This window comes from Celeribacter baekdonensis B30, assembly GCF_000299875.1.
GTDB lineage: Bacteria > Pseudomonadota > Alphaproteobacteria > Rhodobacterales > Rhodobacteraceae > Celeribacter > Celeribacter baekdonensis_A.
In genome coordinates this window covers 16,444-41,452 of the sequence record NZ_AMRK01000007.1, presented here as the reverse complement: position 1 = coordinate 41,452, position 25,009 = coordinate 16,444, and the positions used below count along the sequence as shown (strand labels likewise).

Below are 25,009 nucleotides of genomic sequence, written 5' to 3'. Positions count from 1 at the left end.
CTGACCGCATCATTGCGCCTGTGGGGTCAACGGAGCAGCCATTCCAAAACAGCCCTCGCAAAGCGCTGGACCGGGAACCGGGCGCGATGCCCCTGCCCCTACAGAGGAAGCTGCGTCGTGTATTTCAACTCATCGAGTAACACAGAGCTCTGGATTTCCTGAAGCCCGGGAAGCAGCACGAGCTGGTTTTGCAGCAGGGCATGGAAGTGATCCATGTCGCGCACCACCACGCGCACGTTGAAATCGTAGTCCCCCAGCATGAGTTGAACCACCTGCACTTCGGGGATGCGCAGCACGGCCTGTTGGAACTGTTCAAAGGACGTGCGACCGTGAGACGTCAACTTGATGCGTACCAGCACGATTGCGTTGAACCCGAGTTTCTTTCGATCGAGAAGGACCGTCTTGCCGAGAATGATCCCGTTTTCAACAAGCCGGGAAACGCGCCGTGAACAGGGCGACTGAGACAGGCCGACCCGGTCGGCGATCTCTGTGACCGAAAGCGTCCCATCCGCCTGCATGACGCGCAGGATACGCCGGTCGGCCTCATCAATCTCGTGCATAAAAACCTCCTTCATTCACCATATCTAGCTAAATCATGCCAAAATAGGCGGGTTTATCGATTATAGAGCAAGATGCATTCCGTAAATATTGCATAAAATCATCATATTGGGAGAGGTTGATCGCAATGCAGATTTTGCCTCAACGAGGGCAGACAGCCTTGGGGGGATGACAATGAACACTGCGCACGCCAAAGCGCCGAGACGTCATATAACGGGTCTCCTTCTGATGATGGCGGGGGTGGCCTGTCTGAGCGCCAATGATGCAATCGCAAAGGCGCTGACCTCCGGCTATTCCCCCCTGCAAATCCTTTTTCTGCGCAACGTGATCGCCTTGCCGTTCACTGTGATCATCGCGGTGATCATGGGTGGCGCATCGGCCCTGAGGTCGCACCGGCCCGTTGCACATTTGCTGCGCGGCGCGCTTTGGGTTGCTGCCACGATGATGTTTTTCACAAGCGTCATCCATCTCGCTCTGGCCGAGGCCACGGCGCTGATCTTTGTCGCGCCCTTCTTCATCACCCTGATTTCGGCGCTTTTCCTTGGCGAGGAAGTCGAGTGGCGGCGCTGGTTGGCCGTATTGGCGGGGTTCTTCGGGGTTCTCGTGATCATCCGCCCGGGCGGGGCGACCTTTCAATGGATCTCTTTGCTCCCTGTCGCGACGGCGCTTGTCTACGCAGTGCTCATGCTCAGTGCCCGCTGGGTCGATGCGCGCGAAAGCGTGTGGACGCTGCTCGTCTACCTGACCGGCGCGGGGGCGTTGTTGAGCGCGCTGATCGTCCCTCTCGGCTGGGTGCCGGTACGGTCCGGGGACCTCTGGTTGTTCGCGGGCATCGCCACTTTCGGCACTGCGGGAATGACGATGATGACACAGGCCTTTCGCCTTGCTCCGGCCGTTGTTGTGGCACCGCTGGACTACACCGGCCTGCTCTGGGCCACGCTCTTCGGTTGGCTCATCTGGCAAGAGCGCTTGGACATGATGACAATCGTCGGTGCGGCAATCATCGTCACGAGCGGCGTGGACACGATCTTGCGGGAGAGAAGGCAGGGTAGCGGCCGAACACGGATATTGATGCAAAAAGAGGATGTGGCAGATGACTGGGAAGATGAGACTGACAAAGGGCAGATGTGAGTGCGGTGCTGTGGCCTTTGAGGTGAGCCACATCCGAGAGACCGTCACGGTTTGCCATTGCAGCCAGTGCCGCCGGACGAGCGGTCACCTCTGGGCCTCGACACACGCCCGGTTTGACGATCTCACCTTCACGCAAGACGCGGGCCTTCACTGGTACGCGTCATCAGAGACAGCAAAGCGCGGGTTCTGCACCAGATGCGGTTCCAGCCTCTTTTACCGCATGAACGACGAAAGCGGTATTGGCATCGCCGCGGGGTGTCTGGACGACACCTCCGCCTTGCGTATTGGCAAGCATATTTTTGTGGCCGACAAAGGCGATTACTATGCAAGGCCCGGTGATGCCGATGTCTTCGAAGCGGGTTAGATGCTTTCAGGACACGCGTCTATTCTGCTTTATTAGGTCGGCAAGGGTGGCTACGACGCAATTCCGAAGACCTGCATCGCCTGTAACGCCCGCCCCACTAGCCGAACAGTGGCGTCATTAAGCGCCGCGTGACTTTGCCCTCTTGAGCGATCGCGTCAAAAATCCAGCCCCAGATCAAGGGTGCGCGCCGAATGAGTCAGCGCGCCGGAGGAGATATATCCAACCCCGGTGGCGGCCACTTCGGCGATGCGCTCCAGCCGCATGTTGCCTGAGGCTTCAAGGATCACCCGGCCAGCAGTCATTGCGACAGCTTCACGCAGAGTCGGCGAGTCCATATTGTCGAGCAACACCACATCCGCGCCGCCTTCGTCGAGCACCTCGGCCAGTTGATCCAGACGGTCCACTTCGATCTCGGTGCGGATCATATGCGAGGCACTGGCCTTGACCGCCTGTAAAACCGGGCGAATGCCACCGGCGGCAGCAATGTGATTGTCTTTGATCAGGATCGCATCCGACAGGGAAAAACGATGGTTGAACCCGCCGCCATGCAAGACCGCCTGTTTTTCAACAAGTCGCAAACCGGGGGTGGTTTTGCGGGTGCAGGTGATGCGGGTCGTTGTGCCGCGGGTCTCGGCGACAAACGCGGCAGTGAGAGTGGCAATGCCGCTGAGGCGTCCGGCAAAATTGAGCGCGACCCGTTCAGCGGACAGGATGGAGGCGGCATCTCCCTTAATCTCCATCAAAAGATCGCCTGCTGCGATGGCCGTCCCATCCGGTGTATGAAGCGTGACGCAAAGCTGCGGATCCACCAAGCGAAAGGCAATGGCCGCGATCTGCATCCCAGACACCACACCCGCCTCGCGCGCCTGTATCCGGGCGCGATAGCGCGTCCCCGCCGGAATCACCGTCCGCGTGGTGATGTCGCCATAAGTGCCGAGATCTTCCATCAGCGCCGCACGGACCAGCGGTTCCAAAATCAGGTCTGGCAGAGGGGACATGGCGGTCATGGGAACTCCGGTTCTGGATGGGGACGCTGCGTCAGCGTGTCAGAGAGGGTGAGGGCATCGGAAAGCGTGAGATATGAACGGGTGCCCGTCGCCCCCTTCGTCTCGGGGAAGTCAGAGCGACAATGCGCGCCACGACTTTCTTCCCGCAACAGGGCAGCCGCTGCGATCAGTGTCGCGGTGGCCGTCATATTCTGCAAAGCGGGACAATCGGGCTGCGCCGCTTCAATCTCGGCGATTTCGGTTAAGGTGCGGGACAACCCAACGGCATCCCGGATCACACCGGCCCCATCGGTCATGGCGCGGCGCAGCCGTGTCACCAATGCGGGATCAGGAGCTTGGGCGACAGCCAAGTTCGGCAAAATGACGATCGGCGTCTCTTCAACCGCGACAGACCCGAGTGTCGCATCAATATCCACCGCACAGCGGCGGGCATAGACCAAAGCCTCAAGCAATCCGTTTGAGGCAAGTCGGTTTGCCCCATGCAAGCCAGTCGAGGCCGCTTCGCCACAGGCCCACAGGCCCGCAAGCGTGCTGCGGCCCGCCTCATCGGTGGCGATCCCGCCCATGTGGTAATGCGCGGCAGCGGCCACCGGGATCGGGTCGCGCACCGGGTCGATCCCGGCCTCAAGACAGGCCTTGGCCACAGCCGGAAAGTCGGTCAGGATACGGGCGCCAAGGGCATCGCGTGTGTCGAGTGCAGGGCACAGGCCCGCTTGGGTCTGGGCATAAATGGCGCGGGCAACAATGTCGCGGGGCGCGAGTTCCGCATCGGGATGCAGCCTCAGCATAAAGCGTTCACCATGGCGGTTGATCAAAACCGCACCTTCTCCGCGCAGCGCTTCGGTCGCCAAAGGGGCGGGATCGGCCCCGGTGGCCATGGCCGTGGGGTGAAATTGCACAAATTCCGCATCGGCGATCACGGCCCCTGCGCGGGCGGCCATGCCGATCACCTGTCCGCGAATGCGCGGTGGATTGGTGGTCAGGGCATAAAGCCCGCCCGACCCGCCCCCTGCCATGATATAGGCCGCGCCATGCAAGAGACAGGATGCCGAGAGCCCCGTGTCGTACTGCGCGTCGCAGCGCGCGATTTCGAGGCCAGTGACGCGGCCATTCTCGGCCTGAAGCCCGGTGGCCATCACCCCTTCTAACACCTGAATAGACGGGGTGGCGCGGACTTCGGCAATCAAAGCACGCATGATTTCCGCGCCAGCTTGATCTCCGCGCACCCGGACCACGCGGGCAAAACTATGCGCCGCCTCACGCGACAGCACATATCCGCCTTCAGCCGTGCGATCAAAGGGCGTGCCCAGTTTGGTCAGGTCAAGGATATGCGCGCGGGCCTCAGCGGTGACCCGTGTGGCGATTTGGGCATCAACCGTCCCTGCCCCGGCACGGACGGTGTCGCGGGCATGGTCTGCGGCACTGTCGGCGTCATGCATGGCGGCCGCGACCCCGCCCTGTGCCCAAGCCGAACTGGCACCTTCGCCCAAGGCCTCTGGTGAGATCATCAACACCGGGCGTGGCGCAAGTTTCAATGCCGCGTAAAGCGCGCCTAGCCCTGCCCCGACAATGACGACCCGCCCTGTGCTCAGCTCATCCATTTATGTTAAACCACGAGGCGGCGTGACAGGTCGATCATCCGCTCAACCGACACCCGTGCCCGTGCCGCGATCTCCGGATCAACCTCAACCGCACCCTGCATCGAATGCAGCGACCAAAGCACTTTTTCGAGCGTGATTTTCTTCATGTAGGGGCACATGTTGCAGGGGCCGACAAAGTCCACATCCGGCAATTCATCCGAGATATTCGAGGCCATCGAACATTCGGTCACCAGCATGGCCTTTTCGGGCCGTTCGCGATGAACATAGTCGATGATGCCACTGGTCGAGCCAGAAAAATCCGCCTCGGCGATCACATCCGGCGGGCATTCGGGGTGGGCGATGATCCGGGTGCCGGGATTCCATGCGCGGTAGTCGCGCAAATCTTTGGCAGTGTATTGTTCATGTACGATGCAGGACCCTGCCCACCAGACGATGCGCTTGTTGGGCACCTGTTTGGCGACGTTTTGGGCCAGGTATTGATCCGGGGTCATGATCACCGTGTCGCTGTCTTGTGCGGCAACGATCTGTGCCGCATTCGACGAGGTACAACAGATATCGGAAGCGGCTTTGACCTCGGCGGTGGTGTTGACATAGGTCACCACCGGCGCGCCGGGGTATTTGGCCCGCATCTCGGCAATCCCGTCGGCGGTGATGCTTTCGGCCAGCGAACAGCCCGCGTCCATATCCGGGATCAGCACCGTTTTCGAGGGGTTCAGGATTTTCGAGGTCTCGGCCATGAAATGCACACCGCATTGAACGATCACATCCGCCTCGACCTCCGTGGCTTTGATCGCCAGTTGCAGACTGTCGCCTACCACATCGGCAATACCGTGATAAATCTCAGGCGTCATATAGTTATGGGCCAAAATCACGGCGTTGCGTTGCTTTTTGAGCGCGAGAATAGCTTTGACATAGGGCGCGTAGATGGCCCAGTCTGGCGGTGAAATCACCCGGTCCATTTTGGCATAGACATCCGCCAACTCCTCGGCACAGCTGAGCGAAGGGGTCAGGTCATAGTGATCGGCGAGTTCGGCGCGCATGGCGGTTTCATCAAGCAAAATGTAAAGCCTTTGTCGTATCGTGTCGGGCACGGGAGGTGACAGAGTGTGACGCTGGTTCATGTTTCGGCACGCAGGCTGTTTAATGCAGGGTTAACCCAACGGCAAGCTCCGAGAAAGAAAGCTGACCTTAGCACAGCCGGATGCAGCCTGCCCATTGGCGGCTCTTGCGATCAGAGAGAATGTCTCGTCGTACACCCCGCCGAGACTGGTGTTGGCCTGATTTTCATAGGCGCACCTGTTTTGAAACAGCTCGATCAGAGCCGGGTTTGCGCAGGCCGCAGGTTTGATTTGAATATCATTCGCTGTGAGAGAGGTCGCTTTTGACTTTGCGGGACCTCTCGTGCCCCCTCAGATCAGGTGCACGTTCGCACGCGATGTCTTGCGAGCGTGCTGGCCGTCCGACCCACCGCCAGAAGATGTTCTAGATCTGTCCATGTCCCATGACTCCCCCCAACCAAAGCGCACTCCATGCCAAGCCGCGCAGCGCCTGCGGCGTCCGTCTTTGGGTTGTCGCCAATGGCAAGAACTTTGCGCACATCTCCAGACAGGCGAGCAAGGGCCGCACGGTATAACCCCGCTTCCGGTTTGCCGATCATGGTATAGCGAAGGTCCGGCAGAACGCTTAAAATCGCCGCAAGCAGGCTGCCGGTTTCGGGTACGGGTGTGCCATCGGGACCGGGGTGGCTTTCGTCTGGATTGGCGACAAACAGCAGCGCGCCTTTTGCCAAAAGCTCAAGCGTATCGCAAAGGTCTTTGTACCCAAATGTTTCGTCCCGCGTGAGCAAGATATGCGTGGGTTCAGGGCTGTTCAGTGACAACCCCAACCCCTGCGCATAGGCGCGCAGAGCCGCATTTGCGTAGAGTCTGAGACGTACATTCCCGATCTGCGCCAGATGATCCAGAGCCGAAGTGCCCGCCAACACGATCCGCTCCGGCGGCGCGATCAGGCCGAGCCGCTTGAGACGGGCAGACAGGGTTGCAGGCGTATCGGTGGAATTATTGCTCAGGATCATCAACCTATCACCCGCGTAGTCGAGCAGGCTTCGGGCCCCCGGCAGGACCGTTGTGCCGGAAATCAGACAACCATCAAGATCACACAAAAAGCCATCATAGAGATCGAGCCGCATCAGAACCGTTCCAAGTCTTGGGGTATTGCCACGGCGGCGGCTTCTGGAGATTCCAGATCAAAGACAGGACCATCGTAGGCAAAGGAGCAATCATGGATCAGGACGGTGCCCTCCGCGACCGTGACATAGGCCAGATCGGGAGCCTCAATGCTCCCCATGATCCGCCCCGGCTGATCAAATTCGTGATGGACCTGATGCATCAGCGCGCGCTGGATGTGGAAAGGAATGCCCCGCCAGAGACCCGTGATCGGGCGATGCACATGCCCCATGAACAGGTGGTCGGGGGTGCGGCCCGCGCGCGCGAAAGTCGCAAGTTCGGCCGCCTCATCACGCAGGCGAATGGCGTCCATCGGCGGGATCGACAGGTCCAGCGGCGGGTGGTGTTGGAACAACAGAACAGGCCGGTCAGCGGGCGCGTCCCGCAGCGCGGCTTCAAGAAACGCAAGGCGTGCGCCACAGAGCGCACCATGATGCACGCCTGCCTCATCAATCAGCGTATCGAGGGTGATGAGGCTGGCCTGCTCGAACACATGCAATCCCTGGACAAAGCCATTGTCGTCGCGCGGCGCATTCGGGAAAATTGCGCGAAACGGCGCACGGGCGTCATGATTGCCGACCATCAGGATCACCGGGACCTTGAGACGAGACAGCTCGTTTTGCAGGCTCTCATAGGCTGCCTGTTCGCCGCGGTCGGTGAGATCGCCAATGATCACCAGAAAATCCACCTGCGGCAGGGTGTCGAGGAAATCAAGCGCGCGCCTCAGGCTGGCACGCGGGTCAAAACCGTAGATCGTCTGACCTGCGGGGACGAAATGCAGATCGGTGAGAACGGCGAAACGGAGGGGAACGGGCATCGTGTATCCTTTGGGACTGCGGCGCGGCGCTGGGGACCGCCACGCCCTATGAGAGCAACGTCAGTTAGCGCGGCAACAGCGCGTTGACCTCTTCGACCATCTCGTCGCGCAGCTCTTCCATATCGGTCGCGTCGCCGACAAAAATGGCCTCAAGGTAATCCTCGATCACCTGGGTCACAGCCAGACCGTTGTCTCCCGGATAGGCGAACCATTCAGACAAGAGCGGCAGTTGATTGACAGCGGTTAGCTTGTTGGGGTTCTTGGCATAGAAGTCTTCCATCAACAGCTCGTTTGCCACCTTGTTCGGCGGCACATAGCCGGTGGTGAGCGCCACGGCAGCAGCCCCCGCGCCGGAGGTGGTGAATTTGATGAACTGCCACGCGGCCTCAAGCACCTCGGGATCTTGCGAGGTCGAGGTCAGCATGGCCGAGTTGCCACCTGCCGGCAGAGCCTGCGGCGCGCCGTCGATGCCCGGATAGGGCGCGGTCACAAACTCCCAATCGCCGACTTTCGAGCGATCGACAAAGCCGACATAGGCCGTCGAGCTAAAGAACATGCCCAGATCGCCCGCCGCCAGCGATTTGGCCGCGTCACCACCGATGACGTTTTTCATGCCACAGTCGCGAAAGATCGCCTTGGCTGTCTCAAGTGCCTTGAGGCCCTCGGGATTGTCCATATTCAGCTTGCCGTCCTTGATCATCGGCACGCCCTGGCTCCACATCGCCGCCTGCAACAACCAGTTGCCGGAAATATTCCATTCCCAATAGAGCGGCTCTTTGTCGGTCTTGGCCTTGATCAACTGGCAGGCTGCGATGACCTCGTCCCAGGTCGCGGGGAGCGTATCGACCCCTGCGGCGTTCAAGATGTCCCGGTTGTAAAAACTGATCGGGGTCGAGACAGAGAACGGCAGACCATAGATATGTCCGCCAAAGGTCGACAGATCGAGCATGGCTTTGTGGTAGCCGTCGGTTTCAAAATCCGGCTCGGCGGCGATATAGGCGTCGAGCGGTTTGGCGATGCCGCGCTCAACGAGCAACGCCTGACGGTTCAGCGCCTGAAAGGACACATCGGGCAGCGTGTTTGCCACCGCTTCACGCAGGACAGTGTTGGTCGCATCCTCGTAATTTTCATAGGTGGCGCGGAAGGTCACAGTGATGTCGGGATGGGATTTGGCAAACTCCTGCATGATCTGCTCAAACGTCAGATCGAAGGTTGCGGAATAGGCATAGCCCACCTCGATATCGACCGCATGGGCCTGCGTGGTGGCCATTGCGGCGATCAAAGCGGTGGAGAGAGGCAGAAGCGTTTTCACGGGGAAAATCCTTTTGGAGGTTGGCTGTGTGAAAGGGAGGAAACGGGGGTTATTTCATGCCCGACAGCGTGATGCCGTCGATGAAACGGCGCTGCGCCAGCAGGAACGCGACGACGAGCGGCACAGCGATGATCGTTGCACTGGCCATCATCGGACCGTAGACGTCGCCGCCCAGATCGCCCTTGAATTCGCGAAGACCCAAGGGCGGCGTAAACAGGCTGCGGTCACCGGTGATCACGATGCGCGGCCAGAAATAATCGTTCCAATGCGCCACGACCGAGAAGATCGCAAAGGCCAGAAGCGCAGGGATCGCAGTGGGCAACATGACGCGCCAGATGATCGCGAACTCGCCCATCCCATCCATGCGCGCGGCATCAATCAGATCATCGGGCACGGTCATGAAAAATTGCCGCATCAGGAAAATGCCAAAGGCCGACACGATCCACGGCAGGATGAGGGCGGCGTAGCTGTTTGTGAGGCCCAGTTTTGCCAGCATCAGATAAAGCGGCAGCGCGATGGCATGGACCGGGATCAGCAGGCAAAACAACACGAGGGCAAAAGCGGCATCGCGCCCCCAGAACTTAAGCTTGGCCAACGCATAGGCGGCAGGCACGGCGATCAACGTTTGCAGCACAAAGATCGAGGCGGTGACGATCACCCCGTTTAGAAGGTAGCGCCAGAGCGGCGCGGCGGTGAACGCTTGGCTATAGTTGTCACGTACCGGGCGCACGAGGCACTCGGTCTCGTTGCCGCCCAGTGCCAGGCAGGTCGGATCGGGAAACAGCGCCTGCGACCCGAACACACCTCCGGTGCCCGTGGCAATCTCTGCGGGCGATTTGAATGAGGTCGAAATCATCACATAAAAGGGCAGCAGAACGATGATCGCGCCGAGGATCAAAAGCCCATGGGCCAGCGTCTGGCGGGTGGAAAAGCGATAGGTCATTGGTAATGCACCTTACGTTCGACAAAGCGGCGCTGCGCCACGCTGATCAGCATGACAAAGGCCAGAAAGAGGATGGTGATGGCCGCCCCCAGCCCGACGAGGTTCTGCGCAATACCTTTCTCGTAGATCGCGTAGATCATCACATAGGTGGATTTTGCGGGCCCGCCGTGGGTGAGGGCTTCGACCGTGTCAAAGACCTGAAATGAGCGGATCATCGTGATGGTGACGACAAAGACCGTCGTCGGTCCCAGCATCGGCCATGTGATCAGGCGAAACCGTTCCCAGCCACGTTTGACCCCATCCATAGAGGCCGCGCCGTAAAGATCGTTGGGCACCGAAGTGAGGCCCGCAAGATAGAGCACCATGTTGAAGCCAAAGCTCTGCCAGATGCCGATGAACGCCAACGTATAGAGCGCATAGTCGCGATCTCCGAGCCAAAGCGGAAAGCCATCGATACAGCTGCGTGCGAACCAGGACCACAGTTCCAGCGGCGTGCCACACCCCATCGCAAGCGTGCGGTTCACGATCCCCAATGTCGGGTGCAGAGCAAATTCCCACACGATCGCCATGGCCAGAAGCGAGGCCATGACCGGCAGGAAATAGACAGTTTTGTAAAACGACTGTCCCACATTGAGCGAGCGGATCAAAAGCGCCGCCCCCAGGCCCAGAAACACCGAAGCAGGGACCACCAGCGCGACATAAAGCACTGTGGCCACGATCATTTTGCGGTAGGAAGAGCCGGTAAAAATGTCGATGTAATTGCGCAGGCCCACCCAGTCGATGCTTGGGCGACCCAGCGTGTAATCGGTGAGCGACAGGAGTGCGGCGACCCCCACCGGCACAATCAGAATGAGGATCAGCAACACCAGCGCCGGGGCAAAGAGCACCATCCCTGCACGGGCTTGCCGTCGCTCGGGGTGCTCGGGGCGCACGCTCCGCTGTTGGTTCGGAACACTCTTCGTAAGAGAGGCGAGATCAGACATGGCGTGCCACCTTGTCATGGACGTTGTCATGGACCTTGTTCTGGGCGCCGACAGGGGCGGCTTTGCCAGCGCTGTCAAAGCCGCAAATCCGTTCGGGCGCGGCGGTAAGACGCATCACGTCACGCACCTTGACGTGCCCGCGCGCCGAAGACGGCAATCGGACGGTCACAGGCATTGGCACACCGGCTGCGTCAAGGTGCACGAACAGGTCCGAGCCGAGGTTCTCGATCAACCGCACACGGCCCACAACCAACTCGCCCTCTTCGCAGGGCACAAAGGCCTCAGGGCGCACACCCAGATGCTCGATGGCGGGACCGTTTGCACGCAGGCCAGTGGCCATGTCACACAGGTGGATCGTGCCGCTGGCGTCGGTGTCGACCGGCAGGATGTTGATCGCGGGCGAGCCAATGAATTGCGCCACGCGAAGGTCTTGCGGGTGGTCGTAAAGCGCGTCAGGCGTGCCGACTTGCAGCAACTCGCCCTCCATCATCACCGCAATCCGGTCCGACATGGTCATCGCCTCGGCCTGATCGTGGGTGACATAGACAAAGGTTGCACCAAGCCTGCGGTTAAGCTGGGCGATCTCTGCGCGCATATGCACGCGCATTTTGGCGTCGAGATTGGACAGTGGCTCGTCAAGCAGGAACGCAGAAGGGTCGCGCACCAGTGCCCGGCCCAGGGCCACCCGCTGACGCTGGCCACCGGACAATTGCCCCGGCTTGCGGTCGAGCAGATGCGCAATGTCAAGCATCTCGGCCGCCTCGCGCACGGTGGTGCCAATCGCGGCGCGGGTCGTCCGGCTGCCCGGCAAGACGCGCCCGACCAGCGGCAACCGCTGTGCGCTCGACAGACGGCGCATGGTCAGCGGCACGGCGATGTTTTCGGCCACGCTGAGATGCGGGTAAAGCGCGTAGCTTTGAAACACCATGGCCAGATCGCGATCTGCGGCATGCAGCCCGTCGACGGGTGTACCGCCAATCGTCACCGATCCGCTGGTCTGGCTTTCGAGACCCGCCAAAATCCGCAACAGAGTGGATTTTCCGCACCCCGACGGTCCGACAAGCGACAAAAATTCGCCGTCCGCGATGTCAAGCCCGACGCCTTTGAGCACATCGGTGTCGCCAAAGGACTTTCGGATGTCTCGGAATTGGATAGTCGCCATGACGGCCCCCTTCGCTCTGTTCGGGGCTTCATAGGAAGTTTCTGCAACAGTCATGTTACGGTTACAGGAAGTTCCTATAGGTCTCACATGAAGACCTTGTTGCCCAAAGAGGCGCTTGCCGCCCTGACCTTCGCTCGCCTGCGCGCCCTCAACGGTGTGATGGAAACTGGTAGCTTTTCGGCTGCCGCGCGGCGCATGGACGTCTCGCAGGCGACGATCAGCCAACAGGTGCGCAATCTGGAACATGCGCTGAATGCGGAATTGTTCAAACGGGTGGCCAACGACATGGTGCCCACCAAACTGTGTCAGGACATCTACAAGACATCACGAGAGATCGAGGATGCGGGAGAACGCATTGCGAAAACCCTGTCGCAACACAGCACATTAGAACAGGGCGAACTGCGTGTGGGTTTGGGAAATCCTTTGCCGGGTATGGCGTTGATTGCGGCGTTTCAGGACCATTTCCCGAATGTGAACGTGAACATCGAGATGGGAAGCTGGGGCAAGATCGTACAAGCCGTGACCGAAGGTCGGGTTGATGTCGCGGTTTTGCCCGAGGTGCCCGACCAGCCACGCTTCAAACGGCGCAAGATTCAGAGCCAGTCCGTGGTGGTGATCGTCCACCCCGAGCACCCGTTGGCGGCTCAGACCGAAGTGAGTTGTCGCGATCTTATGCGGGAACGGCTGATCATGCGCACGGCGGGCTCCTCGACCCAGCGCGTTGTCGATGAAGCCTTTCAAAAGGCCGGGCTGTCTCCGCGTGCCTCCATCGTCCTCGACACCCGCGACGGGGTTCTGGATGCGGTTGCACATCGGCTTGGGGTTGGCTTTATGTGGAACAAGGGCGCCAGCCGCCAAGACGGTTTCATCCAGATCCCGTGCCGGGAAATGCATCTGGAACGGTCCGATTACGTCTTTACCCTGCGGGCGACCAAAGGCACCTTGCCGGAGGTGTTCTTTGCGTTCGATCGCCGTGGATTATGAGGTCTCAGCGTGGCGCATGTTCACAACGCATGAGCGCTTATTGCTGATCGCGCAAAGACCCTCCCAACCGCCGCGCAGATCCCGGCATCACCGGCGGCAAGGAGACCGTTACATCGAACCACGGCGTTTGATGGCCTCTTCCGCGATCAAGGCGGTGAGGCGGAAAAACCCATGCACCATTTTCGTGTAAGGCAGCAGCAGAAACAGCGTCGCCACGGCACCGAGATGAAGCACCAAAAGGATCGGCATCACGGCACTTCCCGTTGCGGCATATAGCGCCAGCCCCGATGCGGCAGTGAAACCCAACAAAGCGATAAAGCCCATCTCGCCGCCCCAGACCCGTTTGGCGCCGAGTTCAGGGTCCGCTTTGGTTTTGAGCCAACCCAGACCAATCGTCCCGATCACCAAGAGGATACCTCCGGTGACGCCGAACATCTTGGGCAGGCTCAAGAGGGGATAAGGCGCTTTGAGGTCGAGGAGGTAGTGCATCAATGTCGCGACAGAGGTGGCGGCAAAGCAGAGCAGAAAGCCGAACAAAACCGCCTGATGGAACCAGCGCCGTGCATCGGTGTAGCGATCTTCGCGCTCGAAATTACAGCCCTGCCCCTGCCCGCCATTGAGGTTTTTGAGCTGCCCGGCCTGTTTGAACGCGATGAAAACATCGCTCAACACCATCTTCGGCGCGCCTGTTTCCGTCCAATACCGTCTCAGCCCCACGGCCACGGCATATAAGGGCAAAAGGAACGCAGGCGCAAAGAGCGCCACCATCAGGTTATGCGACAGCTCGGCGTAGAACCCTTCGCCACTGACCGGCCGCATCACGGAGATCAGAGCCATCAGCAGGGCAAACCCAAGCACAAGCACCCCGGCGATGGCGACACCGCTGCGATGGAACGCCTTGGCCAGAACCTGTGGTCCCACCAAGCGTTCCCAACTGTCTTGGCGCACCTCGGCCAAGGCTGCCGGGATGTTAAGCGCAAATTCATGCGGCTCGGTGTATTGGCAGGAGTAGTAGCAGCCCCGACAATTGTGGCACAGGTTTGCCAAATGGGTCAGGTCGCCATCGGCAAAGGCTTTTTCCCGCGTCATGGCGGGGAAAACCGAACAGAACCCTTCGCAATAGCGGCAGGCATTGCAGATCTCGATCTGGCGGCGGGCTTCGGAAAGATGGGTGTCAAGCGACATGCTGCGCCTCCTGAGAAAGGACAATTTTGGCGGCCTCTTGCCCGGCAATCCGCCCGAACACTGTGCCGATGGTCATGCCAAAGCCCGCAAGGTACCCTTGGCCAAGGATCGAACCCGCCATGATCTCGCCCGCCGCGAACACATTCGGGAGCGGACCATTTGTGGTTTGCACACGGGCGTCATGTCCGGTTTTCAAACCGAGATAGGTAAAGGTCACACCGGGGCGGAGTTGATAGGCATAGAACGGCGGGTGACTGATCGTGCGCGCCCAATTGGTTTTGGGCGGGGTGAGGCCGGTGGTAGACAGACCGTCCAGTTCGGTGGGCGTGAAATCGCCCTCGGTGCAGGCGGCATTAAAGGTCTCGACGGTTTGGACCAGCGCGTTGGGATCAAGCCCAAGTTTGTCGGCCAGATCGTCAATCGTGTCGGCCTGCACCGGCGGAAACACCGAGGGCATGAACAGATCGCGCGAACGCGCATCAATGATGGCATAGCCGACCTGATCGGGCTGACCCGCCACAAGCCGCCCCCAGATCGCATAGCGTTTGGGCCAAACATCCTCGCCCTCATCATAGAACCGCTCACCATCCCGGTTCACCACGATCGAGAATGGCACACAGTCAAGCCGCGTCACGATCCCACCGTCAAATTTCGGCGCGCGGCCATCAATCGCAACCGCGTGGCATTGGGTCGGATCGCCAACACTCTCACAGCCCTGATCAAGCATGTCGCGCAGCACTACGCCGCGATTATAGGGCGTGCCGCGGATCAGGAAATTCGCCGCCGCAGGCCCCCATGCGCGGGTGAGCCATTCAAGATCGGATTGGAACCCGCCCGAGGCCAGCACTACGGCGCGCCCCTTGATCTCAACCGTATCGCCCCCCGCAAAGGACACTGCGACATGGGAGAAACAGTCCCCGACCATCCCGATATGCGACACCTGCGCATCGTATTTCACAGTGACCCCAAGATCCTGCGCAGTATTGTAATAGGCGTTGACCAGTGCCTTGCCGCCGCCAAGAAAGAACGCATTCGTTCGCGATAAAGACAGCGTGCCGGAGAGTGAAGGCTGGAACCGCACACCATGCGCCTCCATCCACGGCAGGCATTCTTCAGACGCACGGATGGCGTGGCGGGCGAGGGATTCGTCCGTTTTGCCCTTGGTGACCAGCATCAGATCGTTGAAGTACTCGTCTTCGTGATAGGCCCCGGTCAGCACCGAAAGCGGGCCTTGATGCATGCAGCGGAAATTGCGGGTGTGGCGCGAATTGCCGCCGCGATAGGTTTTGGGCGCGCCTTCCAGAATAAGCACTTTTGCGCCCGCTTCGGCGGCGGTGATGGCCGCGCAAAGCGCCGCGTTGCCGCCACCGACAACAATCACATCCCACACGGTGTCTTTAACCGATTTCACCTCTTTAACCGTTTTCACCATTGCTCAATCCTCCTCAATGGCACGCTCACGCGCACGCAATCCTTTGAGCCGCGCCCGCTGAGCGGCCTCGATATGGGCCCGCATTTCGGCTTCGGCGCGCACACCATCGCGCGCGTTCAGCGCCGCCATGATCCGCCCGTGTTCTCCGACCGCGCTCTGCGCGCGGTCGGCATCCAACAGAGTGGTCGGGCCAAGGATCATCATCGTCTTTTGCAAACTGCTGATGGATTTGATGAGAAACCGGTTCTTCGCGGCGTCTTGCAAAATCATATGGAACTGGCGGTTGATTTCTGCGGCTTTCGCCTGATGACCAATGGCCTCTGCGAACTCGGCATTGAGCGCCGTCAGCTCAGACAGCTCCACCTCGGAGGCCGCGCGCGCCGCGAGCCGTGCCGCTGTGCCTTCCAGAACCGCACGCATTTCGTAAAGCTCCATGATCTCGGCATAGCCCAATGCGCGCACAGTCGCTCCAAGACGCGGCTGGTGCACGACAAGCCCGTCACCCTCAAGCAGTCGCATCGCCTCGCGCACCGGCGTACGGGACAGGCCAAGGCGCTCTGCAATCTCGACTTCGCGTAGCCGCATTCCCGGTTCGAGAACGCCATTGCGAATCTCCTCAAGCAAGCGGCGATAGGCGCTTTGGCCCTGAGGAATTTCGTCGGTGTGGTCTGACATATCTGACCTCTTGTGATTTTGTATCCTAGTGGATACATTCGGATACACATCATGTCAACCAGATGAGGCCCATATGATCCATCGCTTGCTCTCATCCCACCCAATCGCCCTACGGCGGCTGAAAACCATGGCGATTGCGCTGAGCGGAGCGGGGATTTTCATCGCTCTGGGTCTGCCCCTGCCCTTTCTGTTCGGTCCGCTTCTGGCCTGCCTCATTGCCGCCCTCGCGGGTCAGTCCCTGCAAGGCATGGGCCAGGTTTCGGTGGCGGCGCGCACGATTCTGGGGGTGGCGGCGGGGGCCTCAATCACCCCAGACGTCGTGCACGCCCTCCCCAAAATGGCGCAAACCGTGGCACTGGTTCCGGTCTTTGTCGGGCTGATCGCCTTGGTTGGACTGCCGTATTTCCGCGCCCTCGGATATGATCGGGTCACCGCTTGGTATGCGGCCATGCCCGGCGGATTGCAGGACATGGTGGTGTTTGGCCAAGAAGCGGGCGGCGACGCACGCGCGCTCTCACTGATCCATGCGACACGGGTTTTGATCATCGTGACCTTGGCCCCGATCATTGCCGTGCAACTCTACGGCGTTGGATTGAGCAACCCGATCGGCCTGCCTGCACGTGAGCTTCCATGGGATCAGATTGGGCTGATGGCCTTTGCGGCATTGGTCGGATGGAAAGTCGCCGAGAGGTTTCATCTGTTCGGTGCATCAATCCTTGGACCAATGATCTTGGCGGCCACCCTGTCCCTCACCGGTCTTTTGCATATGCGCCCGCCGCGCGAGGCGATTCTGGCCGCGCAGCTTCTGATCGGCATCGGCATTGGTGTCTGTTACGTCGGGGTGACATGGCGCGAACTGAGGCGCTTTGTTGTCTCAGGCGTGGTGTTCGTCGCCCTGCTCGCCGCCCTCTCGGCGGGGTTCACTGAGGCGATCACCTTGCTGCATCTGGCACCCCCGGTGGATGCGTTCCTGGCCTTCGCGCCCGGCGGACAGGCCGAGATGACCGTGCTGGCCATCGTCACCGGGGCGGATTTGGGATTTGTGATCGTTCACCACCTGACGCGGGTGATCATCGTGATCCTGGGCGCGCCGATTGCGGCCAAGATTATCCTGCGACGAGATTGATGGGTGCGCCTGATGTATAGGCGTTGATCTGATCGTAGATTTCACCGAATTGCAGATCGAATTCATCGCGCGTGACAAACCCAATATGTGGCGTGGCGATCACGCGCGGGTGGGTGAGCAGCGGGTCATTCGAGTCAAGCACTGGTTCGACGTCAAAGACATCAAGGGCGGCCATCGCCGGACGTCCTTTGGTAAGCGCGGGCAACAGCGCACCGACCTCGATCAACCCGGCGCGGGAGGTGTTGACCAAAACGGCATCCGCACGCATCTGGGCAAGGTCTTTCGCGGTGACAATGCCACGGGTCTGCGGCACCAACCGTAAATGCAGCGAAATCACATCCGCCCCGCCGAAAAACGCCGCGCGGCTTTCGGGCACGGTCTCGCCTGCGGCCACAAGAGCGGCCCGCCGCGCCGCGCTGCCCCACCAAATCACCTCCATACCAAAGGCGCGGGCATATCCGGCGACGAGTTGCCCAATGCGGCCCGCCCCATAAATCCCTATGGTGCGTCCTCGCAGCGAACGGCCCACACCCGCCTGCCACTGTCCGGCTTTCAGCGCCGCCATTTGCGCGGGCAGATCGCGCATCGCGCTCAGGATCAACGCCCATGTCAGCTCCGCCGCAGAATGGTTCGGCGCGGCATCGGATTTTTGCGAACAAAACGCGATGCCAAGATCGGTGCAGGCCTGTGTATCGACATGGGGCCAGGCCCCGCGCGCAGAAATCAACCGGAGATTCGGCAAACGCTCAAGCAGGCTTCGGGTGATCTGTGTGCGCTCGCGAAACAAAACCAACGCCTCGGCTTGGGCAAGGCGTTGGGCAAGGATCCCCTCGGAGGCGCTGTCAGTCCAGACCGTGACCTCATGACCCGAAAGACGGGCAAAGGAGGGCAAACTGCGCAGCGTGTCCGACCAGTCATCCAGCACATGCACCCGCATCTCGATCTCCTTTACGCTTTGCCGTCCCAGATCGAAGAAGGCACGAAAACTTCGCCGCGCGCAAGCAGACGCGCGGTGCGGAGCAGGCCCGCAGATTTCAGATGAAAGCCCGTGTCATCCGAGGCATAGTCAACGGTCACGTCAATCTCGCCGCTCGCATGTTCGATCCGCACCAACGCGGGGCTGCCGGAGGGGGGGGCGAACAGTCCTTCGGCCACGGTGCCGGGGGTCAGGACGCAAGAGGCAAGGCATTGCGCGCCGGTCACCGCCATCGTCGGGTGGCAATTCCACGGCATGAAATACCGTGCGGTGATCGTGCCACCATGGCGGGGGGCGGCCAGCAGGGCAAATTTCGGGGTCACCGATTTGGACACATCCCCCATCCCCATACGCCTGCCCGCCTCAAGGCGGATCGGCTCCATCCGCGCGTAAAACGCACGGTTCGCGTCCAACTCTTCGGCGCTTTCATATCCGGTCAGACCAAAGTCAGAGGCGCGTGCGATCGCAATCGGCATCGCCACATCCATACATGTCACCTCAATCCCGTCGATCACATCGCGCACCGCCCCCGTGGGCAAAAGCGCCCCTGTGGCGGAGCCGACGACATCCATAAAATTCAGATAAATCGGAGCCGATGTGCCCGGCACACCGTCAACTTTCGCCTCGCCCTCATAGCTCACGCGCCCGTTCGGGGTGGACACGACCGCCTCGACGCGCGCGCCAGTGTTGACCGACCGGATTCGGACACGCGTTTCGTCACCGGTCGGCGTGATCAGGCCCATTTCGATCGCGGCAGGGCCGACACCCGAAAGGATATTGCCGCAGGTCGGCTTGTAATCCACCAGCCGATCCTCGACCGACACCTGGGCGAAAAAATAGTCGATATCGACCCCCGGAACATCGGATTTCGACAACATCGCAACCTTGGTCGTCACCGCAGCGCCGCCACCGATGCCATCAATATTGAGCTTTTGCCCCGAACCGAGGACCGCGACCAAAACGCCCGACAGCGTATCGTGATCTTCGGGCAGATCAGCGCGGTTGAAATACGGCCCGCGCGAGGTCCCGCCGCGCAACAAAAGATAGGGGATTGCAGTTTGGGTCATGTCACACCTTCGGCAAAAAATGAGTGTGCCCCCCGACAGCGTCGGAGGGCTGGTCAATGTGGGATCAGCGGAAGGGCCAAGGCAGATCGAGATAGGACTGCGCCAGACCCGAGGGGAAATTGAGCGAGAGCATCTTGGCGATCAGCAAGATAAAGGCCGCCGCTGCCGCCGTCATGATCAGCGTCTGAAGGGGCTTGGCCCGCGCCCTCACATGCAGGAACGCCACGAAGAACAGGATCATCGCGAGGTAAAAGCCGATCAGCGCTGAGGCCAGAACCAACCCGCCGATCCAAAACGCCCCGCCCCAAAGCCCACCGATTCCGGCTTTGCCGACCGTCTCACCATCCAACTCACTGTCGTAATGCGAGACATGACCACGATGCCCAGCGATCAGTTCCGGCAGCAGCCACAGGGCCATCGCCAAACCCACCACAGCCACGGAGGCGGGGAAGACGGCGGCAAGGAAACTTTGGTCAAGCGCGTCCTTCAGCCCGGCGATCAAGAGTCCTACAATCATCAGCGCAAAGATGATTTGCGGAGCGCGGCTGGTCCAACGGCCTTCGTGTTCGTCGGTATCTTTGGACGCCGAGACGACATGCCCGGTGTCGTCCACGCGTTTGCGAATACCAAAGATCACCGAGGCGAGTGTCAGCACACCGATGATGATCACCCCCGGACGGGTCACGAAGGACCAATCGTAGAACTGCACCGCTTGATACAGGTAGGTTTCGGATTGCGGGGCCAGCACGAAGCCGATCAGCATCGCAGGGCGCGGCCAAGCAAAGCGTTTCATCAAGATACCGAGCAAACCCAGGGACAGGAGCGCCAATAGATCGCCAATGTCACGGGTCGCCTGGAACGCTGCAAAGCAGATGAGCGTGATCATGAACGGTGCCAGCAACGGAAAGCGGATCTGGGTCAGGCGCGAGATTGGAATCGCGAGCAAGAGACAGATCCCCGCGCCCATCACGTTGGCGAGCGCCAATGACCAGATCACCGAATAGGTGACATCGAGGTTTGTGGTGACCATCGCCGGTCCGGGTTCCATGCCCAAAAGCACCATCCCGCCCAAAAACACCGCCATCGACCCCGATCCGGGAATGCCGAACAGCATCGTCGGCAGCAAAGCCCCGCCCTGCATCGCGTTGTTCGCACTCTCAGGGGCCACAACGCCGCGCGGATCGCCTTTGCCGAAATTTTCAGGATTTTTGCAGGTCTGGACCGCGTGCCCATAGGCGATCCAATCGACCACCGAACCGCCAAGCCCCGGAATGGCGCCAATCATACAGCCCATGCCCGAACAGCGGATGGACAGCCAAATGTTGGAATACCAATCGCGAAACCCCTTCGCCCAGCCGGAGCCAAGCGGCGGGCGATCCGAAATCGAGGCGTTGCGGCGCAAAAGATCGGAAATCTCGGGGACGGCAAACAGGCCAAGGCCAATCACGACAAGAGGAATGCCGTCGTACAGATAGCCCATGCCGAACGTCATGCGGAACTCGCCCGTCGCGGGCGCCCCCCCAATCGAACCGATCAGCAAACCCACCGCACAGGCCGCGAGGCCTTTTGCCAAAGAACGCCCGGCCAGAACTGCCACCATCGACAGGCCGAACAGCGCCAACATGAACAGTTCAGCCGAGCCGAACATCAAGATCAAGGGCCGCGCCACAACGACAAAACCGGTCAGCACAACGGCCCCGAATATCCCGCCAAACATTGACGAGATAAAAGCCGCAGACAGCGCCCGTGCCGCCTGGCCTTGGCGAGCGAGCGGGAAGCCGTCGAGCACCGTCGCCTGCGAGGCAGAGGAGCCGGGAATCCCCATCAACACGGAAGAGAACGTATCCGATGTGGGGATCACCGCAACGAGGCCGATCAGCATCGCCAGAGCAGAAATATCGTCCATCCCGTACAGAAAGGGCATCAACAAAGAGAGGCCGGCGATGCCTCCCAATCCGGGGATCACCCCGATTACGAGTCCAACTGTCACGCCGATGAGCATGTAAAGCAGATGATCGAAAGTCATGAGCGCAGAGAGCGCTGCCAATAGGGTATCGGCCACGGGGAAGTCCTCCGGGGAAATTCAGTGTATATGTGTGGAAAAAGGGGGGGTGACGGCAGACCTGCGATCACCCCCGACGTTTGACCCGGCTTTGGGGTTATTCGCCGAGCTTCACGCCATAGTGCGCGCCGAGCATATCGACGACATTCTTGCGGTTTTGCGTCGAAATGGTCGTGCCCATCTCAAACAGCCCTTCTGCTTTGCCGCCTGTGACCTGCTCGTAGGACCCGAGGACGGCTTGTTTATTCGCCAGATACTCGGGATCTTGCTTCATTGTCTCAAAGGCCGCATTGAAAGCCGCCACGATATCGTCTGGCGTGCCTTTGGGCAGAACCGCCATTTTCTGGGCCGGGAACCCCGCGATGAAGAAGGCCACAAAGGCATCGTAATCGTCGCCTTCGGGCGCCATGCCCGTCAGCATTTCATAGGCTTCGGGGAAGCTCGGAATATCCGGGAAATTCGGGTCGCGCACGATGGTGCCTGCCTCATCCAACACCCCCCATGAGAACAGCGGAACAGCTTGTCCTGCCTCGACCAAAGGCTGTACGTTTTTGATGTAGGCCGAGGAGGTTTGGTAGTCGATGTTCGTTTCACCACGTTCAAACGCCAAACGGCCATCGCCGCGCCCTTTGAACCCGAACACATGCTGCACATCCAAACCCATAAGTTTGAATCCAAGCAACGGCACCAGATCAAGCGAGGTGGCCCCTTGGCTTGCATATGTGAGCTTTTGACCTTTCAGCTTTGCAAGATCTGCCACGGCTTCAACGCCGGTTGACGGGGAGGTATAGACCACACCGCCGGTTGGCGCGGCCATGGCGATTTTCCAGTCTTTATATTCGTATTTGACGCGCGGATCACCGAGCAGATACGGGAATTGCGTAGACCCCGAGGTCCCAAGCAAGGTCAAGCCGTCGGGCTTGGCGCGCACAGCAAACAGGTTTGCCCCTTTTGTCGATCCGCCACCGGGTTCGTTGACGACAACAACGGTCGGCTGACCCGGCAAATATTTCGACAGCAAAGGTGCGTTGAACCGCGCCCATGTATCCGATCCGCCCCCTGCCGAGAACGGAATGATCCATTCGATCGTTTTTCCAGAAAAATCCACTTCGGCCCAAGCCGGCGACGTCATCATCGCACCAGCGGTCGCCAAAGCCATGCCCAACGCTTTGCGGCGGGTCATTTTAAAATCGGTCACGTGTTGTCCTCCCATTCTGCATTTTTGATCGCCGATGTTTAAGCGATCACAACGCCCTTGCTTTCTCCTCTCAAGCGCGCCTTGTTAGGGTTATAGCCAGCCAACCTGTCCAAATCCTGTCCGAGGCGAAATGCGTATTGCAATCATCGAAGATAATGAGAATTTAGCAAAGGGGATAAAAAATTCTCTTGAAGATCAAGGTCTTGGTGTGAACTGGATCGCGAACGGAATTGAGGGCGCTGCGTTTTTGCGCCAAGAGAACCCTGATGTTGCGATCATTGATGTCAACTTGCCGGGACAGGATGGCCTGTCGATTGTACGCGAAATACGCCAACGAGGTGATACGATTCCGGTGTTGATTCTGACCGCCATGGGCAAGACGTCCGAGCGGGTGATGGGGCTTGAGGCGGGGGCGGACGACTATTTGGTCAAGCCTTTCGAGATGGCGGAACTGATCGCAAGAGTGCGCGCCTTGGCCCGCCGCAGGCCAATTTTGCAATCCCCCACAACAGAGATCGGCGCACTCCGTTATCACTCTCAACGCCGCACATTACAGGGTCCTGCAGGGGATCTGGAGCTGCCACGGCGTGAGTTGGCCCTGTTCGAATGCCTGCTCGACAACCGTGGCCGGATCATCTCGCGCGATCGGATTTCTGACACGCTCTATGGCACCGGTGCCGAGATTGATTCCAATGCGATTGAACTTTTGGTGTCGCGACTGCGACGCAAACTGGACGGCTCCGGTGTCCTTATTCGGACAGCCCGCGGCCTTGGCTATATGCTTGACGAGGAAAAGCCGTGAAACTGCGCCTCCGCCGTCTGGCCCTGCGCGAGCGCCTGTTTTTGATGATTGTTGCGCCGCTCGTGCTGGTCGCCATTCTGGCAAGCGTTGCGCGGTATCTCCAATTCACCAATGTGTCGCGGCAAGTCTATGACAACACCCTCTATTCTATCGCGCTCACGATCTCCCGCGATGTGATGCAGTCGCAGGGTGACATGCTCACGACCCAGCTTTTGAATGCCATGACCAACGCCTTGGGAGATGAGATATTCTACCGCGTCACGGGGCCGAATGGGGCCTATGTCACCGGCTATTCCGATGCCCCGATTTCCTCCTTTTCGGCCGCGCTGGAGCCGGGCAAACCCAACTACTATGACAGCGTTGCCAACGGCGTTCCGGTGCGCGCATTGATCATGCAGGACTATGTGAACGAGAACGGCGGCAAAGGGTTGGCGACGGTTGAGGTCTGGCAAACGGTTTCGCAGCGAAAGGCACTGAGCCATGATCTGATCTTTCAAACCATGCTCTATTTCGCGATCCTGGTCTCGACCGCGGCTTTGACAGTCTGGTTCGGGATCACCTTCGGCTTGCGGCCTTTGCGCGAGTTGGAAGGGGCCATTTTGGCCCGCACCCCCGATGATCTCAAGCCAATCCGCCGTTGGGTGCCAGAGGAGCTGTCCACCCTCGTCGAAGCCATGAACAGCCTGTTCACCCGGCTCAACACCGCCTTCGCCCTGCGCGACGCCTTCATTTCGGACGCAGCACATCAGGTGCGAAATCCGATCGCCGCGATCCAAGCACAGGCAGAGGCGGCGATGACCGCGCCGACCGAGAAGGTTTTGCGCGAACGCATCGCCGATGTCGCAGATGTGGCGCGCCGGACGGGTCGGCTGACCCATCAGCTCCTCTCAATGGAACGTGTCAGAGGGCGCAAAATGCGCAGCCTCGCAAGCCCGATTGATATCGCCACAGCGGTCGAGGACACGACACGCAGTTTCGCCGAGCGGGTGATCACGCAAGGTGTGGCAGTGATCTACGAAGTGACGGGAGAGCGGCGACTGATACAGGCGGACGGCATTTTGATCAACGAAGTGCTGATGAACCTGCTCGACAACGCCGTGACCTACGCGGGAGAGACCCCGACAATCACCGTCACCCTGCGGTTTCTCGCGACCGAGGTTTGGCTTGAGGTTGCGGACGATGGTCCCGGCATCTCTGATCCCCTGCGCGAGAGGGTCTTTGATCGGTTTTTCCGCGCCGACCCCGACACGTTGCAAGGATGTGGCCTGGGCTTGGCAATCGTGCAAGACATCGCGCGCAGCCATAATGGCCGCGCCATCGTCCTTCCCGACACCAAGGGGTGTACCATTCGCGTCATCCTGCCGAATTGAAAACAATGGTGTTGTCACGTTTGTTTGAA

At 59.9% G+C, this 25,009-nt stretch carries 23 protein-coding genes; 6 read left to right on the top strand and 17 right to left on the bottom strand.

What is annotated here, in order from left to right; genetic code table 11:
* Positions 1–98 precede the first annotated feature (98 nt).
* Positions 99–560 carry an Lrp/AsnC family transcriptional regulator gene (locus B30_RS12880; RefSeq protein WP_009572532.1) on the bottom strand — a complete coding sequence of 154 codons (462 nt, stop codon included), beginning with the start codon at positions 558–560 and terminating at the stop codon, positions 99–101.
* A gap of 172 nt (positions 561–732) precedes the next feature.
* Here B30_RS12880 and B30_RS12875 point away from each other — a divergent pair, with 172 nt between their 5' ends.
* Entirely contained in the window at positions 733–1,689 is a 957-nt protein-coding gene (locus B30_RS12875) for a DMT family transporter (protein WP_009572531.1), read from the top strand.
* Positions 1,643–2,053: a GFA family protein gene (locus tag B30_RS12870; RefSeq protein WP_332835019.1), complete on the top strand. Its 411-nt coding sequence runs from the start codon at positions 1,643–1,645 to the stop codon at positions 2,051–2,053. The genes B30_RS12875 and B30_RS12870 overlap by 47 nt, the downstream gene beginning before the upstream one ends.
* A gap of 155 nt (positions 2,054–2,208) precedes the next feature.
* Here B30_RS12870 and nadC read toward each other — a convergent pair whose 3' ends face one another.
* The 9 genes from nadC to B30_RS12825 all read right to left on the bottom strand — a co-directional run bounded on the left by nadC (position 2,209) and on the right by B30_RS12825 (position 12,103).
* Complete coding sequence (gene nadC / locus B30_RS12865; protein WP_009572529.1) at positions 2,209–3,060, bottom strand: carboxylating nicotinate-nucleotide diphosphorylase; 852 nt, start codon at positions 3,058–3,060, stop codon at positions 2,209–2,211.
* Complete coding sequence (locus B30_RS12860) at positions 3,057–4,661, bottom strand: L-aspartate oxidase (RefSeq protein WP_009572528.1); 1,605 nt, start codon at positions 4,659–4,661, stop codon at positions 3,057–3,059. The genes nadC and B30_RS12860 overlap by 4 nt, the downstream gene beginning before the upstream one ends.
* A gap of 5 nt (positions 4,662–4,666) precedes the next feature.
* Entirely contained in the window at positions 4,667–5,701 is a 1,035-nt protein-coding gene (gene nadA / locus B30_RS12855) for a quinolinate synthase NadA (RefSeq protein WP_040402520.1), read from the bottom strand.
* A gap of 374 nt (positions 5,702–6,075) precedes the next feature.
* On the bottom strand, positions 6,076–6,849 hold the full coding sequence (locus tag B30_RS12850) for an HAD-IIA family hydrolase (protein ID WP_009572526.1): 774 nt from the start codon (positions 6,847–6,849) through the stop codon (positions 6,076–6,078).
* Entirely contained in the window at positions 6,849–7,703 is an 855-nt protein-coding gene (locus B30_RS12845; RefSeq protein ID WP_009572525.1) for a phosphodiesterase, read from the bottom strand. The genes B30_RS12850 and B30_RS12845 overlap by 1 nt, the downstream gene beginning before the upstream one ends.
* 64 nt (positions 7,704–7,767) lie before the next feature.
* On the bottom strand, positions 7,768–9,015 hold the full coding sequence (locus tag B30_RS12840; RefSeq protein ID WP_009572524.1) for an ABC transporter substrate-binding protein: 1,248 nt from the start codon (positions 9,013–9,015) through the stop codon (positions 7,768–7,770).
* Between the two features lie 49 nt (positions 9,016–9,064).
* Positions 9,065–9,958, bottom strand: coding sequence for a carbohydrate ABC transporter permease (locus B30_RS12835; RefSeq protein WP_009572523.1), 894 nt, complete (start codon positions 9,956–9,958; stop codon positions 9,065–9,067).
* Positions 9,955–10,848, bottom strand: coding sequence for a carbohydrate ABC transporter permease (locus B30_RS12830; protein ID WP_009572522.1), 894 nt, complete (start codon positions 10,846–10,848; stop codon positions 9,955–9,957). The genes B30_RS12835 and B30_RS12830 overlap by 4 nt, the downstream gene beginning before the upstream one ends.
* A gap of 85 nt (positions 10,849–10,933) precedes the next feature.
* Complete coding sequence (locus B30_RS12825) at positions 10,934–12,103, bottom strand: ABC transporter ATP-binding protein (RefSeq protein ID WP_009572521.1); 1,170 nt, start codon at positions 12,101–12,103, stop codon at positions 10,934–10,936.
* An 87-nt stretch (positions 12,104–12,190) separates the two neighbouring features.
* Between B30_RS12825 and B30_RS12820 the strand changes: the two genes are divergently transcribed.
* Entirely contained in the window at positions 12,191–13,087 is an 897-nt protein-coding gene (locus B30_RS12820; protein WP_009572520.1) for a LysR family transcriptional regulator, read from the top strand.
* A gap of 108 nt (positions 13,088–13,195) precedes the next feature.
* On the opposite strand, the gene tcuB is transcribed toward B30_RS12820, so the two are convergent.
* Genes tcuB through B30_RS12805 form a run of 3 tightly spaced genes read right to left on the bottom strand, consistent with a single transcriptional unit; the run spans position 13,196 to position 16,379 of the window.
* On the bottom strand, positions 13,196–14,272 hold the full coding sequence (gene tcuB, locus B30_RS12815; RefSeq protein WP_009572519.1) for a tricarballylate utilization 4Fe-4S protein TcuB: 1,077 nt from the start codon (positions 14,270–14,272) through the stop codon (positions 13,196–13,198).
* A complete protein-coding gene (tcuA, locus tag B30_RS12810; RefSeq protein WP_009572518.1) occupies positions 14,262–15,704 on the bottom strand; it encodes an FAD-dependent tricarballylate dehydrogenase TcuA in 1,443 nt (480 codons plus the stop codon). The genes tcuB and tcuA overlap by 11 nt, the downstream gene beginning before the upstream one ends.
* A 3-nt stretch (positions 15,705–15,707) precedes the next feature.
* Entirely contained in the window at positions 15,708–16,379 is a 672-nt protein-coding gene (locus B30_RS12805) for a GntR family transcriptional regulator (protein WP_009572517.1), read from the bottom strand.
* A 73-nt stretch (positions 16,380–16,452) separates the two neighbouring features.
* On the opposite strand from B30_RS12805, the gene B30_RS12800 reads away from it, so the two are divergent.
* On the top strand, positions 16,453–17,505 hold the full coding sequence (locus B30_RS12800) for an AbrB family transcriptional regulator (RefSeq protein ID WP_009572516.1): 1,053 nt from the start codon (positions 16,453–16,455) through the stop codon (positions 17,503–17,505).
* On the opposite strand, the gene B30_RS12795 is transcribed toward B30_RS12800, so the two are convergent.
* From B30_RS12795 to B30_RS12780, 4 genes are all read right to left on the bottom strand, one after another.
* On the bottom strand, positions 17,486–18,442 hold the full coding sequence (locus B30_RS12795) for a D-2-hydroxyacid dehydrogenase family protein (RefSeq protein ID WP_009572515.1): 957 nt from the start codon (positions 18,440–18,442) through the stop codon (positions 17,486–17,488). The genes B30_RS12800 and B30_RS12795 overlap by 20 nt on opposite strands.
* Positions 18,443–18,453: 11 nt before the next feature.
* Positions 18,454–19,548, bottom strand: coding sequence for a 4-oxalomesaconate tautomerase (locus tag B30_RS12790; protein ID WP_009572514.1), 1,095 nt, complete (start codon positions 19,546–19,548; stop codon positions 18,454–18,456).
* Positions 19,549–19,612: 64 nt separating this feature from the next.
* Entirely contained in the window at positions 19,613–21,574 is a 1,962-nt protein-coding gene (locus B30_RS12785; RefSeq protein WP_198430616.1) for a tripartite tricarboxylate transporter permease, read from the bottom strand.
* Between the two features lie 133 nt (positions 21,575–21,707).
* Entirely contained in the window at positions 21,708–22,808 is a 1,101-nt protein-coding gene (locus tag B30_RS12780; protein ID WP_009572512.1) for a Bug family tripartite tricarboxylate transporter substrate binding protein, read from the bottom strand.
* Between the two features lie 130 nt (positions 22,809–22,938).
* On the opposite strand from B30_RS12780, the gene B30_RS12775 reads away from it, so the two are divergent.
* Positions 22,939–23,610 carry a response regulator transcription factor gene (locus B30_RS12775; RefSeq protein WP_009572511.1) on the top strand — a complete coding sequence of 224 codons (672 nt, stop codon included), beginning with the start codon at positions 22,939–22,941 and terminating at the stop codon, positions 23,608–23,610.
* Entirely contained in the window at positions 23,607–24,980 is a 1,374-nt protein-coding gene (locus B30_RS12770) for a sensor histidine kinase (protein WP_009572510.1), read from the top strand. The genes B30_RS12775 and B30_RS12770 overlap by 4 nt, the downstream gene beginning before the upstream one ends.
* Positions 24,981–25,009 lie beyond the last annotated feature (29 nt).

Excerpts from the sequence above, each read along its gene's own strand:
- B30_RS12880 (WP_009572532.1), bottom strand. The coding sequence starts at position 560 with ATGCACGAGATTGATGAGGCCGACCGGCGTATCCTGCGCGTCATGCAG.
- B30_RS12875 (WP_009572531.1), top strand. The coding sequence starts at position 733 with ATGAACACTGCGCACGCCAAAGCGCCGAGACGTCATATAACGGGTCTC.
- B30_RS12870 (WP_332835019.1), top strand. The coding sequence starts at position 1,643 with ATGTGGCAGATGACTGGGAAGATGAGACTGACAAAGGGCAGATGTGAG.
- nadC (WP_009572529.1), bottom strand. The coding sequence starts at position 3,060 with ATGACCGCCATGTCCCCTCTGCCAGACCTGATTTTGGAACCGCTGGTC.
- B30_RS12860 (WP_009572528.1), bottom strand. The coding sequence starts at position 4,661 with ATGGATGAGCTGAGCACAGGGCGGGTCGTCATTGTCGGGGCAGGGCTA.
- nadA (WP_040402520.1), bottom strand. The coding sequence starts at position 5,701 with ATGCGCGCCGAACTCGCCGATCACTATGACCTGACCCCTTCGCTCAGC.
- B30_RS12850 (WP_009572526.1), bottom strand. The coding sequence starts at position 6,849 with ATGCGGCTCGATCTCTATGATGGCTTTTTGTGTGATCTTGATGGTTGT.
- B30_RS12845 (WP_009572525.1), bottom strand. The coding sequence starts at position 7,703 with ATGCCCGTTCCCCTCCGTTTCGCCGTTCTCACCGATCTGCATTTCGTC.
- B30_RS12835 (WP_009572523.1), bottom strand. The coding sequence starts at position 9,958 with ATGACCTATCGCTTTTCCACCCGCCAGACGCTGGCCCATGGGCTTTTG.
- B30_RS12830 (WP_009572522.1), bottom strand. The coding sequence starts at position 10,848 with ATGGTGCTCTTTGCCCCGGCGCTGGTGTTGCTGATCCTCATTCTGATT.
- B30_RS12825 (WP_009572521.1), bottom strand. The coding sequence starts at position 12,103 with ATGGCGACTATCCAATTCCGAGACATCCGAAAGTCCTTTGGCGACACC.
- B30_RS12820 (WP_009572520.1), top strand. The coding sequence starts at position 12,191 with ATGAAGACCTTGTTGCCCAAAGAGGCGCTTGCCGCCCTGACCTTCGCT.
- tcuB (WP_009572519.1), bottom strand. The coding sequence starts at position 14,272 with ATGTCGCTTGACACCCATCTTTCCGAAGCCCGCCGCCAGATCGAGATC.
- tcuA (WP_009572518.1), bottom strand. The coding sequence starts at position 15,704 with ATGGTGAAAACGGTTAAAGAGGTGAAATCGGTTAAAGACACCGTGTGG.
- B30_RS12805 (WP_009572517.1), bottom strand. The coding sequence starts at position 16,379 with ATGTCAGACCACACCGACGAAATTCCTCAGGGCCAAAGCGCCTATCGC.
- B30_RS12800 (WP_009572516.1), top strand. The coding sequence starts at position 16,453 with ATGATCCATCGCTTGCTCTCATCCCACCCAATCGCCCTACGGCGGCTG.
- B30_RS12795 (WP_009572515.1), bottom strand. The coding sequence starts at position 18,442 with ATGCGGGTGCATGTGCTGGATGACTGGTCGGACACGCTGCGCAGTTTG.
- B30_RS12790 (WP_009572514.1), bottom strand. The coding sequence starts at position 19,548 with ATGACCCAAACTGCAATCCCCTATCTTTTGTTGCGCGGCGGGACCTCG.
- B30_RS12785 (WP_198430616.1), bottom strand. The coding sequence starts at position 21,574 with ATGACTTTCGATCATCTGCTTTACATGCTCATCGGCGTGACAGTTGGA.
- B30_RS12775 (WP_009572511.1), top strand. The coding sequence starts at position 22,939 with ATGCGTATTGCAATCATCGAAGATAATGAGAATTTAGCAAAGGGGATA.